The organism is Streptomyces sp. NPDC058401, assembly GCF_042722885.1.
GTDB lineage: Bacteria > Actinomycetota > Actinomycetes > Streptomycetales > Streptomycetaceae > Streptomyces.
Genome location: NZ_JBHXKA010000003.1, coordinates 129,736 through 142,107, shown reverse-complemented (window position 1 = coordinate 142,107; position 12,372 = coordinate 129,736). Strand labels below are relative to the sequence as shown.

Annotated in this window: 10 protein-coding genes; 7 read left to right on the top strand and 3 right to left on the bottom strand. The window is 73.7% G+C overall.

Features of this window, described 5'->3' with window-relative positions; translation table 11 throughout:
* Positions 1 to 802, bottom strand: an 802-nt coding sequence (locus ACFWNV_RS02240) for a PaaX family transcriptional regulator C-terminal domain-containing protein (protein ID WP_383939143.1), incomplete at its 3' end; no start/stop codon positions are given.
* Between the two features lie 4 nt (positions 803 to 806).
* Positions 807 to 2,438 carry an AMP-binding protein gene (locus tag ACFWNV_RS02235; protein WP_383939140.1) on the bottom strand — a complete coding sequence of 544 codons (1,632 nt, stop codon included), beginning with the start codon at positions 2,436 to 2,438 and terminating at the stop codon, positions 807 to 809.
* A gap of 162 nt (positions 2,439 to 2,600) precedes the next feature.
* Here ACFWNV_RS02235 and ACFWNV_RS02230 point away from each other — a divergent pair, with 162 nt between their 5' ends.
* From ACFWNV_RS02230 to ACFWNV_RS02220, 3 genes are all read left to right on the top strand, one after another.
* A complete protein-coding gene (locus tag ACFWNV_RS02230) occupies positions 2,601 to 3,833 on the top strand; it encodes an acyl-CoA dehydrogenase family protein (RefSeq protein ID WP_383939138.1) in 1,233 nt (410 codons plus the stop codon).
* Positions 3,830 to 4,228, top strand: a complete 399-nt coding sequence (locus tag ACFWNV_RS02225; protein WP_383939135.1) for a RidA family protein — start codon at positions 3,830 to 3,832, stop codon at positions 4,226 to 4,228. The genes ACFWNV_RS02230 and ACFWNV_RS02225 overlap by 4 nt, the downstream gene beginning before the upstream one ends.
* Before the next feature lie 190 nt (positions 4,229 to 4,418).
* Complete coding sequence (locus ACFWNV_RS02220; protein WP_383939133.1) at positions 4,419 to 4,820, top strand: hypothetical protein; 402 nt, start codon at positions 4,419 to 4,421, stop codon at positions 4,818 to 4,820.
* 58 nt (positions 4,821 to 4,878) lie between these two features.
* Here ACFWNV_RS02220 and ACFWNV_RS02215 read toward each other — a convergent pair whose 3' ends face one another.
* Positions 4,879 to 6,270 carry an aminopeptidase P family protein gene (locus ACFWNV_RS02215; RefSeq protein ID WP_383939130.1) on the bottom strand — a complete coding sequence of 464 codons (1,392 nt, stop codon included), beginning with the start codon at positions 6,268 to 6,270 and terminating at the stop codon, positions 4,879 to 4,881.
* 237 nt (positions 6,271 to 6,507) lie between these two features.
* Here ACFWNV_RS02215 and ACFWNV_RS02210 point away from each other — a divergent pair, with 237 nt between their 5' ends.
* From ACFWNV_RS02210 to ACFWNV_RS02195, 4 genes are all read left to right on the top strand, one after another.
* Entirely contained in the window at positions 6,508 to 8,925 is a 2,418-nt protein-coding gene (locus ACFWNV_RS02210; protein ID WP_383939127.1) for a collagenase, read from the top strand.
* A 60-nt stretch (positions 8,926 to 8,985) separates the two neighbouring features.
* The gene (locus tag ACFWNV_RS02205; RefSeq protein ID WP_383939124.1) at positions 8,986 to 10,137 is read left to right on the top strand and encodes an NAD(P)/FAD-dependent oxidoreductase; all 1,152 of its coding nucleotides are present in this window, start codon (positions 8,986 to 8,988) and stop codon (positions 10,135 to 10,137) included.
* A gap of 444 nt (positions 10,138 to 10,581) precedes the next feature.
* Complete coding sequence (locus ACFWNV_RS02200; protein ID WP_383939121.1) at positions 10,582 to 10,917, top strand: (2Fe-2S)-binding protein; 336 nt, start codon at positions 10,582 to 10,584, stop codon at positions 10,915 to 10,917.
* Positions 10,898 to 12,292: an NAD(P)/FAD-dependent oxidoreductase gene (locus ACFWNV_RS02195; RefSeq protein WP_383939119.1), complete on the top strand. Its 1,395-nt coding sequence runs from the start codon at positions 10,898 to 10,900 to the stop codon at positions 12,290 to 12,292. Before ACFWNV_RS02200 ends, ACFWNV_RS02195 begins: the two co-directional genes overlap by 20 nt.
* Positions 12,293 to 12,372 lie beyond the last annotated feature (80 nt).

The following is a 12,372-nucleotide window of genomic DNA, read 5'->3' as shown; positions in this document are numbered from 1 at the left end:
CCACGAACCCCGCCCCCAGGTCCCGCAGCCGCTCGTGGAGCTCCGCGAAGACCGCTGCCGAGCGGTCGCCGGGCCAGTCCGCGGGGAGCAGGGTGCGCGGCAGGCCCGGGTCGGCGTACGGGAGGCGGCGCCAGGTGTCCAGGGCGAGGAGGTAGCCGCGGTAGGCGGCCTCCGGGGTGGGGTCGGCCGTGCCCGTCTGCAGGGCGCGCAGGACGGGCTCGTGGAGGTCGAGGAACTCCTCGTGCTGCTTGGCCAGCGCCGCCAGGTCCCACCAGCGGGCCACCGCCTCGGCCGTCGGGGCGAAGCCCAGGTGGGCGCCGCGGAACAGCTCCACGTACGCCGTCAGGTGCAGCCGCTCCAGGGTGCGGCGGGCCTCCCCGTCCCACTGCGCCGGGGCGATCCACACGCCGGGCGCCACCGCGCCGAAGCCGAGCCCGGCGAGCCGGGAGCGCAGCAGGTGCCGCTTCGCCCGCTCCTGCTCCGGGACGGAGAAGACGGCCAGCAGCCAGTCCTGGGACTCGGCCGGGCGGGCGGCTCCGTAGATCCGGCGGTCGCCGTCCTCCAGGAGCCGGTGCGCCTCCCCGGACAGTTCGTACCCGGCCGCGCGGTCCCCGGTCCGCGCGGGCAGCAGGAAGCCGCGCCGCTTCAGCCGGGACACCGACGAGCGGACGGACGGCGCGTCCACACCGGCCGCGCCCAGCAGGCGGACCAGGGCGGACACCGGGACCGGGCCGGGGAAGGCCCGCCCGTAGGCGCCGTAGAACGTGACGATCAGGGATCGCGGGGTGTGCTGCTCGACCACGGCTTCACTCTAAATGCTCTTCTTGATCGCGCAGCCGGAAGCGTTGCAGCTTGCCCGTCGCCGTCCGGGGCAGGGCGGGCAGGAAGACGAAGGTGCGCGGGCATTTGTGCGGGGCGAGCTCGGTCCGCATGAAGGTGCGCAGGGCGTCCTCGGTCAGCACCGCGCCCTCCCGGAGGACCGCGTACGCGACCACGACCTGCCCGCGCCGCTCGTCCGGGCGGCCGACCACGGCCACCTCCAGCACGTCGGGATGGCGCAGCAGGGCCTCCTCGACCTCGGGTCCCGCGATGTTGTACCCCGCCGAGATGATCATGTCGTCGGCCCGGGCCACGTAGCGGAAGTAGCCCTCCGCGTCGCGGACGTAGGTGTCGCCCGTGAGGTTCCAGCCGTCCCGTACGTACTCGCCCTGCCGCGGGTCCGCCAGGTAGCGGCAGCCCACCGGCCCCCGTACGGCCAGCAGCCCGGGCACCTCGTCCGCGACCGGCAGCCCCGCCGCGTCCACCACCCGGGCCTCCCAGCCCGGCACCACCCGGCCGGTCGTGCCGGGCCGGATGTCCTCGTCGGCCGCCGAGATGAAGATGTGCAGCAGCTCGGTGGCGCCGATCCCGTTGATGATCCGCAGGCCGGTGCGCTCGTACCAGGCCTGCCAGGTGGCGGCCGGCAGGTTCTCGCCCGCCGAGACGCAGCGGCGCAGCGCGGACAGGTCGTAGGCGCCCGTGTCGTACGGGCCCAGGGTGTCCAGCATCGACCGGTACGCGGTGGGCGCGGTGAACAGCACCGACACCCGGTGCTCGGCCAGCGCGGGCAGCAGCCGGCGCGGGGAGCCGTCGGCCAGCAGCAGCGCCGAGGCACCGGCCCGCAGCGGGAAGACCACCAGCCCGCCCAGGCCGAAGGTGAAGCCGAGCGGCGGACTGCCCGCGAAGACGTCCTCGGGACGGGGGCGCAGCACCTCTTGAGAGAAGGTGTCCGCCACCGCGAGCAGATCGCGGTGGAAGTGCATGCACCCCTTGGGGCGCCCGGTCGTACCCGAGGTGAAGGCGATCAGCGCCACGTCGTCGGCGGAGGTCTCCACCGCCGGGAAGGGTTCGGCATGCCGCTCCGCCAGGCGCAGCAGGTCGTCCGGCTCCGCGCCGCCGTACGCGGTGATCCGCAAGCCCGGCACCCCCGCCTTCACCAGGTCGTCCACCACCTCCGCCTGGCACAGGGCGTGGCTCACCCGGGCCATCGAGCACACCGTGGCCAGCTCCTGCGCACGCTGCTGGGCCAGGACGGTGACGGCCACGGCGCCCGCCTTCATCACCGCCAGCCAGCACGCGGCGAGCCAGGGCCCGGTCGCGCCGCGCAGGAGCACGCGGTTGCCGGGGACCACGCCGAGGTCGGTGGTGAGCACGTGCGCGAGCCGGTCCACCCGGGCGTGCAGCTCCCCGTACGTCCACACCGTGCCGTCCGCGCAGCGGAAGGCGGGGCGGTCGGGGCCCAGCCGGGCGATGGTGGTGTCGAGCAGCTCGACACCGCAGTTGAGCCGGTCGGGGTAGGCCAGCCCGGGGAGTTCGAAGAGGAGCCGCGGCCAGGCGTGCGCGGGCGGCAGGTGGTCGCGCGCGAAGGTGTCTCGGTGAGCGGAAGGCTTGAGCTCCAAGGCGGGTTCGCCCCCTTGCGACGGCCCGCGCCCCGGGTGGGGGCCGGACCCTGCGTATGGACTGTGGACCGAAGTGGAAGAGCCGGGCCGTGCGAACGCAGCACGAGCGTATCGTCATGGTGACGGGAGTCAACAGGACGCGATAGAGGCTGGGGCATACGGATGACCCGATTCACGGGATTCGCGCTCGGGGCGGACCAGGAGGAGTGGTGCGCGCGGCTGCGCGCACTGGCGGCGGAGCGGCTGCGGCCGCTCGCGGAGAAGGGGGAACCGGGCCGGGTCAACCGGCCGCTGCTGGCCGCACTGGGCGAAGCGGGGCTGCTCGACCGGGTGTTCACCTCGGGCGCGCTGGACCTGTGCCTGCTGCGCGAGTCCCTTGCCTACGGCTGTACGGAGGCGGAGACGGCCCTCGCCCTCCAGGGGCTCGGCGCGTACCCGGTGCTGCGCTCGGGCAGCGAGGCCCAGCGCGAGCGCTGGCTGCCCGGGGTGCGGGCCGGGCGCACGGTGGCGGCCTTCGCGCTGAGCGAGCCGGGGGCCGGATCGGACGCGGGGGCGCTGGCGCTCGAAGCGGCGCCCGACGGTCGGGGCGGTGGTGTCGGGGGCGGCGGCTGGCGGCTCAGCGGGGAGAAGTGCTGGATCTCCAATGCGCCCGAGGCCGACTTCTACACCGTCTTCGCCCGCACCGGCGAGGGCCCGGGAGCCCGGGGGGTCAGCGCCTTCCTGGTCCCGGCGGACCGGCCGGGGCTCTCGGGGGAGCCCCTCGACATGCTCTCCCCGCACCCCATCGGCGCGCTCGCCTTCGACGGGGTCCCGGTGGGCCCCGCCGACCTGCTGGGGGAGCCGGGCCGGGGCTTCCGGGTGGCCATGGACACCCTGAACCTCTTCCGCCCCAGCGTGGGCGCCTTCGCCGTCGGCATGGCCAGGGCCGCCCTGGACGCCACGGTGGCCCACACGGCCGCCCGTACGGCCTTCGGCGGGGTGCTGGGCGACCTCCAGGCCGTGGCGCACCGGGTCGCCGAGATGGCCACCCGGACCGAGGCGGCCCGGCTCCTCGTCTACGCGGCGGCGGAGGCCTACGACGCGGACGCGCGCTCCCCGCAGGTGCCGAGGCGGGCGGCCATGGCGAAGCTGCTGGCCACCGAGACGGCCCAGTACGTCGTCGACCACGCGGTACAGCTGCACGGGGCGGCCGCGCTGCGCCGGGGCCACCTGCTGGAACACCTGTACCGGGAGGTGCGGGCGCCGAGGATCTACGAGGGGGCGAGCGAGGTGCAGCGCACGATCATCGCCAAGGAGCTCTACCGGGAGGCACGCGAGATGCGGGAGCCGCGGGAGCTGCCGGAAGCGCGCGAGACGCGGGAGCTGCGGGAAGCGCAGGGGGTGGGGGAGGCGTGAGCCTGGAGCGGATCAACCCGGAGGAGCTGTCCCCGGCGACGGGCTTCTCGCACGCCGTCGTCGCGAGCGGGGGCCGGCTGGTGTTCCTGGCCGGGCAGACCGCGCTCGACGGCGCGGGGAAGGTGGTGGGAGCGACGCTGCCGCAGCAGTTCGAGCAGGCGCTGACGAACCTGCTGGCCGCACTGGCCGGGGCGGGCGGTGCGCCGGCCGATCTGGCACGGGTCACCGTCTATGCCGTGGACGTGGCCGACTACCGGGCCTGCGCCCCCGAACTGGGCCGGATCTGGCGGCGGTTGGCCGGCCGGGAGTATCCGGCGATGGCGGTCGTGGGCGTGGTCCGGCTGTGGGACGAGGAGGCGCTCGTCGAACTGGACGGGCTGGCGGTGCTCCCGTAGGCCTTTTCGCTGGTGAGCGGGGGTGTCCTGCCGGTGCCTTTGACAGTGGGCAGGGGAGGAGAGAGGGTGTAAATGCCTCATAAACGGAGAAATCCGTAGTATTCACCCTTCCTCTCGGAGGTGTATGACGATGCGCCGTGGGTTCATTGCGGCAGCCGTGACAGGGGCCGCCGGGATCACGCTCGGCCTGATGCCCGTGAGCAGTGCCTTTGCCACGAGTCTTCCGCAGACGTACGACCGGTGTTCCAACTGGCGCGGCAGCGACTGGCGCGGGGACGACTGGTGGCGCAACTGCTGCGACACCTCGCGCGGGGACCGCCCCAGCTGGTGCTGGGACAACAACGACTGGGGCAACGACAGTTGGAACAGCAACTGGGACAACAGCAACTGGAGCAACGACAACTGGCACGACAGCCGGAACGACAGCCGGAACGACAACCGGCACGACAACTGGAACGACAACGACAGCTGGAACCACGACCGCGACAACGGCAACTGGAACCACGACAGCGGCAACAACTGGCGTGACGGCGGCGGCGACAGCGGCCGGAGCGACGGCGGCGGTTACCGCAACGGGAACTGGAACAACTGACTGACCGCCCCGGCCCCGGCGCACCGGGACCGGGGGGCCCGCCCCGTTCCGCGGCCGGCTACCGGCGGCCGTCCTCCAGCAGGTTCCCCATCCACTCCTCGATGCCCGCCACCGTGCGCGGCAGGGCGCCCGACATCAGCCGGGCGCCCTCGGCCGTGATCACCAGGTCGTCCTCGATGCGGACGCCGATGCCGCGCAGCTCCGGCGGAAGGGTCTCGTCGTCGGGCTGGAGGTAGAGCCCCGGCTCCACGGTGAGCACCTGGCCCTCCTCCAGGATCCCGTCCAGGTACGTGTCCGCGCGTGCCTGGGCGCAGTCGTGCACGTCGAGCCCGAGCATGTGCCCGCTGCTGCACAGGGTGTAGCGCCGGTGCAGATCGCCCTCGGCGTTCTTGAGCACCCCCCACTCCGCGAGCCCCTCCGCGATCACCCGCATCCCGGCCCGGTGGAAGTCGCGGAAGCTCGCGCCCGGCCGCAGCGCAGCCATGCCCGCGTCCTGCGCGGCCAGCACCAGCTCGTACACCTGCCGCTGGACGGGGGAGAACCGGCCCGACAGCGGGAGGGTGCGGGTGACGTCCGCCGTGTAGAGGCCGTCGGTCTCCACGCCCGCGTCCATCAGGAGCAGGTCGCTCGCGTTCAGCCGGCCGTCGTTGCGGATCCAGTGCAGTACGCAGGCGTGCGCGCCCGACGCGGCGATCGTCTCGTAGCCCGTTCCGTTGCCCTCGGCGCGGGCGCGGCGGTTGAAGACCCCCTCGATCCAGCGCTCGCCGCGCGGGTGCGCCAGCGCGTACGGGAGCTCCCGTACGACGTCCTCGAACCCGGCGGTGGTGTGGTCGACGGCGAGCTGCAGCTCGGCCACCTCCCAGGCGTCCTTGACCAGGCGCAGTTCGGAGAGGGCGACGGCGAGCTCCGGGTCCGCGGCGGCGTTGCGCCCCGAGGGGGAGCCCAGGGCGTCCAGGTGGGCGCAGCGGATGCCGGAGAGGCGCTCCGCCTCCGCGAGGTCGGGGCGGCGGCCGACCCAGAACTCCCCGTAGCGGCGGTCGCGGTAGAACTCCTCGTTGCCGCCGGTGCGCGGTGAGCGCGGGCGCAGGTAGAGGACGGCCTCGTGCCCGTGCGGGCCGGCCGGCTCCAGGACCAGGACGTGGCCGACCTGGTCCTCGCCGGTGAGCCCGGTCAGCCAGGCGTACGCGCTGTGCGGGCGGAAGCGGTAGTCGCAGTCGTGGCTGCGGACCTTCAGCTCTCCCGCGGGGATGATCAGCCGCTCCCCGGGGAAGCGGGCGGAGAGGCGTGCGCGGCGGGCGGGGGTGACGGCGTACGCGGGGACGCGTGCGGCGTCCGGCAGGGGGGAGGCCGCCCAGTCCGACGCCATGAAGCGGGACAACTCGGCTGATACGGGCAGGTCGTGGCTGCCGATGTTGAGCCCGGAGGTGGGGCGGGAGGGGGTGTCGGTCACAGGGGCTCCCTCAAGAAGATGCGAACTGGTGGGCGCACAGGTCTTGTCAGTGCAATTTCACATTACTATGTTACAGCTCACATCGCGCCCCGTTAATCCCCGCCAAACGCCGTGTGAAGCAGGGCAGTTCGCAAGCCGGCGCTTCCGCGGGCAGGGCGGTTCCGCAAGCAGGGCAGCTCCGCAAGCAGGGCAGTTCCGCACCTTTCCCCCACCGCCCCTCCCAGCCAGGAGTTCTTGGTGTCCCAGCACAGAGTCGTGCGCACGTCCCTCCTCTCCGCCGCCGTCGCGGTCGCCCTCCTCGCCACCGCGGGCCAGGCCGTGACCCGGGCGGCCGAGACCGGCGCCCGCGCCGACGCCCCGGGTGTCACCGCGCCCGGCACCTTCGCGGGGGGCGCTCCGGGCGCCGAGGCCGGTGCGAACCCGTTCGACGAGGTCGAGCACCTCGCCGACGCACGGCAGGACGCCCCCGCGCCCGCCCCGGCCCCCGGCGGCCAGGCCCCGGGCAGCGGGACCGTCGCCGAGGGCAAGGTACCCGGCGCCGTGACGGCGCCCGCGTCCAGCGCCCTGACCGCCCCGAAGAGCGGCAGGCTCGCCGCCTCCGCCCAGGGCACCGCCACGGGCGTCCCCTGCACCCTCGACGGGATCACCGGGCTCACCCCGGAGCAGTTCGCCGACTTCCTCGCCGACCCGGCCGTCACCGCGGCCAAGGGCGGCTGCCTCTCGGGTCTGATCTGGACCTGGGACGCCCGCCTGGCCCCCGTCATGTCGGACGCCCACGTGCAGGCCGTCTCCCGCCGGATATCCGGTCTGGCCGCCTCCCATGACGGCCTGAACTCCTCGCACCTGGAGGAGATGTTCACCTACCTGCATGCCGTGGCCTACCACGACCACTCCCGCGCCGAGATCGACGTCACCGACGCCCCGACCGTCGAGGCCATGCGCCAGGCCATCGCCGCCTTCGCGGGCGCCGCCCGCACCTTCGACGTCACCGGCTCCAACGCCCGCACCCTGCGCGAGGCCCTCTACGCCGGCAGCGCCCCCGGCCTGCGCCACCACCAGCTCGGCCTGATCGGAAACGTCCTGGCCACCATGGACCCCGCGCACACCGCGACGAACCTGGACACCGCCTGGGCCGGCGCGGTGCTCGCCGCGCTCTCCGTCAACTACCTCGGCGTGCACAACAACGACACCGCGTTCCACGCGGCGGCCGCTGCCGACGCCCCGTACCGCGCCGCCTTCAGGAACTTCGCGACGTACGCCCACCTCAAGGGCACCGCGAACGCCTGGGTCGCGCGCGACGCCATCGCCGAGTTCGGCCGCTTCGGCCAGATCGCGGGCCTGAAGGACGGGATCACCGCCGACCTCGGCGCGCTCCTCGCCCCCGCCAGGGCCGCCTTCGGCGACGGCAGTGAACCGTGGGCGAAGGCCGTCTCCTGGCTCACCTTCTACCAGGCGTGCAAGCCGTACGGGGTGTGCAAGGAGGACATCGAGCGGGAGCTCTTCCCGAACACCTTCACCTACGACGGCGGGGCCAATGGCGCCATCAAGGTCCGCACCGCCCTCGACCGGGCCACCGTCGACCAGCTCTACTACGCGAGCAAGCAGGTCAGGACCCAGTTCCACCGGGTCGTGGGCACCGACCAGCCGCTCGCCGGGGACGTCAACACCACCCTGAACATCGTGCTGTACGCCTCCCGCGCCGACTACGTGAACTACCAGCCGCTCCTCACCGGCTACGGGACCGACAACGGCGGCATGTACATCGAGAACGGCGCCACTTTCTACACCTACCAGCGCCGCGTCCCGCAGGACTCCCAGCTCACCCTGGAAGAGCTCTTCCGTCACGAGTACACGCACTACCTCAACGGCCGCTTCGCCGTCCCCGGCACCTTCGGCCAGGGCGCCTGGTACGAGGGCGACCGTACGACCGCCATGGACGAGGGCACCGCCGAGTTCTTCGACGGCGCGACCCGCGACAACGGCATCGCCGTCCGCAAGTCCCTGATCAAGAGCATCATCAGCGACACGGCCGGCGGCGGCCCCCGCATGACGGTGGACCAGCTCCTGCACGCCACGTACGCCAAGGACGGCTTCCGCTTCTACGGGTACTCCGGTGCCTTCTTCGAGTTCCTGTGGACCGAGCAGCCTTCGGAGTTGCGGGAGATGTACGGCCACCTGCGCGCGAACGACCCGGCGGGCTTCGACGCCTGGCGCACCCGGATGGGCCGCGACGCGGCCGTCCAGAGCGGCTACGACCGGTTCCTGGACGCCCAGATCGCCAAGGTCGACCAGCTGTACGTGCCGAACACCTCGTTCACCCCGAACGCGCAGCTGCGCGACGCGGCGCTCGCGGACGTGAAGGCCACCTTCGCGACGGCCACGTACAACACGCCGGACTGCGTGGAGAACGGCGAGCCGGGCAAGCGCCGGTTCACCTGTACCGGCAGGATCACGGCGAATCTGAAGGACTGGCGCAGCGAAGACCAGAACTTCAAGGACATGTCCGAGACGGTCGACTACTTCATCCTCGACCGGGCGGGCGCGGCCTCGAACAACCTGGCCGACATGAACTGCTCCTTCGGCGTGCTGGACATCTGGACCAACCGGGTTGCCGGTACGTCGAGTTACAGCTGTGAGGGGCCGCTGCGGGGCTGACCTCGGACACCTCCGGACCGACCTCTGTCCCCCTCTAGAGATATGTGACATATTACTGCCGTGCCCAAGAGACACCCCCTGGACCTCGTGATCATCGGCGCCGGAGTCGTCGGAGCGGCGTGCGCGTACTACGCGGCGCGCGCCGGACTGCGCGTGGCCGTCGTCGACCGCGGCCCGGTCGCCGGCGGCACCACCGGCGCGGGCGAAGGCAACCTGCTCGTCTCCGACAAGGAAGCGGGCCCCGAGCTGGACCTCGCCCTGCTCTCCGCGCGGCTCTGGCGCGAGCTCGCGCTCGAACTCCCGGCGGAGATCGAGTACGAGGCCAAGGGCGGCCTGGTCGTCGCCGCGGAGGAAGCCACCGTGAAGGGCCTGCGCGGCTTCGCGGACGGCCAGCGCGCGGCGGGCGTCGACGCGGTCGAGGTGGGCCCGGACGAGCTGCGCGAACTGGAGCCCTACCTCGCCCCGGACCTGGCGGGCGGCTTCCACTACCCGCAGGACGCCCAGGTCCAGCCCGCCCAGGCGGCGGCGCGGCTGCTGGCCGCGGCGCCGGGCGTCGTTCTGCACCTCGGGGAGGAGGTCACGGAGCTCCTGCGGGGCCCGGCGGGGGAGCTGCGCGGGGTCCGTACGGCGCGCCGCGACCTCCTCGCCCCGGCGGTGGTCAACGCCGCCGGCACCTGGGGCGGGGCGGTGGCCGCGCTGGCCGGAGCCGACCTTCCGGTGCTGCCCCGCCGGGGCTTCGTCCTGGTGACGGAGCCGCTGCCGAGGGTGGTGCGGCACAAGGTCTACGCCGCGGACTACATCGCGGACGTCGCCAGCGGGTCGGCGGCGCTGCAGTCCTCGGCGGTGGTCGAGGGCACCCCGGCGGGGCCGGTCCTCATCGGGGCCACGCGTGAACGCGTCGGCTTCGACCGGTCGCTGTCCACGGAGGCGCTGCGGCGGCTGGCGGCGCAGGCCGCCGGTCTCTTTCCGGTCCTGGCGGACGTGCGGGTGCTGCGCGTCTACCACGGGTTTCGGCCCTATCTGCCGGACCATCTGCCGGCGATCGGTCCGGACCCGCGGGTCCCGGGGCTGTTCCACGCCTGTGGCCACGAGGGGGCGGGCATCGGTCTGGCTCCGGCTACGGGGGTGCTGATCGCTGCGGCGCTGACGGGGGTGGTCCCTGCGCTCGACCCTGTGCCCTTCGCTCCGGCGAGGTTCGCGGGGCCGCCGTGATGGCCGTCTGGTGCGGCGCCGTTGCCGGGGACTCCGTCCCCGGTCGCCTCAAACGCCGGCGGGGCTGGGGTTGGCTGCGGGTGGGTCGGTGCCGGGGGCGGGGTGGGGTGTTGGCCTGGACTGCATGATTTAGGCGCCCTGCCCCCAACATTCGACAGTTTTGGCTTCCCTTAGCGCCACAAATCACGCTCTACGTCCAGGCCAACACCCCACCCCGCCCCCGTCCCCGCCCCGGCCAGCCGGAGAGAGTTCGGCGCGCAAATCCAGCCTCGCCGGCGTTTGAGGCGCGGGTCCGGGCTGGCCCGGGGAACGGTGGAAGGGTGGGTAGGGGACGGCTCCGCGCAGCGGCAAAGGTCGCAGCGGGGGGCTTCGCCCCGCAGGGCAGGGCAGGGCAACTGTGGTGCGGGACGTGCAGAGTCAGAGGGATTCAGGAGGATGGAAGCGATGAGCGAAGCGACCAGGGGGCGGCGGAGGTCCCCCCGGGACCTGGTGGGCGGCGCCCCCGCAGAGACCTGGAGCCTCCGCTTCGACGATCGCGAACTGCCGGCCCAGGCCGGCCAGAGCATCGCCGCCGTCCTCTGGTCCGCCGGCATCCTCGCCTGGCGCACCACCCGCGAAACCGGTGCCCCCCGCGGAGCGTTCTGCGGGATCGGCAGCTGCTACGACTGCCTCGTCACCGTCAACGGCCGCCCGAACCAGCGCGCGTGCCTCGTACCCGCCCGTCCGGGCGACCACGTCACCACCCAGGAAGGGACCGGCCATGACGACCTCGCCGTCTGACCTCGCCGTCGTCGGCGCCGGCCCGGCCGGTCTCGCCGCCGCGGTCGCGGCTGCCGGGCTGGGGCTGCGGGTCACCCTGCTCGACGCGGGGGAGCGCCCCGGCGGGCAGTACTTCCGCCACCCCGCGCCCGGGCTCGGCGCGGCCCGCCCCGAGGCCCTGCATCACGGGTGGTCCGACTTCGCCTCGCGTGAAGCCGCCCTGCGGGGTCATGTGGCGGCCGGCCGGATCACCTACCTGTCGCAGCACCATGTCTGGACGGTGACCCCGGAGAGTTCCGTCTGGATCCTGCACGCGGTGGTCGGGCCCGATGAGGCCCCCGCCGCGGTCCGGGCCCGGGCCGTTCTGATCGCCACCGGTGCCTACGAGCGCCAGCTGCCCTTCCCCGGCTGGACCCTGCCCGGGGTGGTCGGGGCCGGCGGGGCTCAGGCCATGCTGAAGGGCGGGCTGGTGCTTCCGGGCCGGCGTGTGGTCGTCGCCGGGAGCGGGCCGCTGCTGCTCGCCGTGGCCGGCTCGCTCGCGGCTGCCGGGGCCCGGGTGCCCGCCGTGGTGGAGGCCGCCGCGTACACGGGCTACGCCGCCCACGTCCCCGCCCTGCTCCGCAACCCCGGCAAGCTCGCCGAAGGCGCCACGTACGGCGGGGCCCTGCTCCGCCACGGGGTGCGCCTGCTCACCCGGCACGCCGTCACCGAGGCCCACGGCACGGGCCGGGTCGAGGCCGTCACGGTGGCACGTCTGGACCGTGACTGGCGCCCGGTCCCGGGCACCGGCCGCCGCATCCCCTGCGATGCCGTGGCCGTCGGTCACGGGCTGGTGCCCCAGCTGGAGCTGGCCACCGGTCTGGGCTGCGCCACGCGTCCGAGCCCGGACGCCACCGTGGCCCTGGAGCTCGATGCGGAGCAGCGGACCTCCGTCCCCGGGGTCTGGTCGGCCGGGGAGACCGGCGGTATCGGAGGGGCGCAACTCGCCCTGGTCGAGGGGGAGATCGCCGCCCACTCGGTGGCCGGCCGGCCGGTTCCGGCGCGTCTGGTGCGTACCCGTACGAGGCTGCGCGCCTTCGCCGCCGCGATGGCCGGGGCGCACCGGCCGGGCCCGGGCTGGACCGGCTGGCTGCGCGAGGACACCGACGTGTGCCGCTGCGAGGAGGTTCCGGCGGGGCGGATCCGGGAGGCCGTCGAAGACCTGGGGGCGCGGGACGCCCGTACGGTCAAACTGCTCACCCGGGCCGGGATGGGCTGGTGCCAGGGCCGGATGTGCGGTCCGGCCGTGGCCGCCCTCGCCGGGACCGACCCGGCCCCCGACCGCAGGCCGCTGTCGTGCCCGGTTCCGCTCCGGCACCTCGCCGCGCTTCCCCCCGAACTCCCCGAACTTCCCTGACGGGACCGCCGACAGGGCGGCCGCACCTCTTGTGGCCACGTCGCACCCACTAGTAAAATGTCACACACCACTCTAGGGAG

Coding starts and splice junctions, on each gene's coding strand:
- ACFWNV_RS02230 (WP_383939138.1), top strand. CDS start 2,601: ATGACCCGATTCACGGGATTCGCGCTCGGGGCGGACCAGGAGGAGTGG.
- ACFWNV_RS02220 (WP_383939133.1), top strand. CDS start 4,419: ATGCCCGTGAGCAGTGCCTTTGCCACGAGTCTTCCGCAGACGTACGAC.
- ACFWNV_RS02200 (WP_383939121.1), top strand. CDS start 10,582: ATGAGCGAAGCGACCAGGGGGCGGCGGAGGTCCCCCCGGGACCTGGTG.
- ACFWNV_RS02195 (WP_383939119.1), top strand. CDS start 10,898: ATGACGACCTCGCCGTCTGACCTCGCCGTCGTCGGCGCCGGCCCGGCC.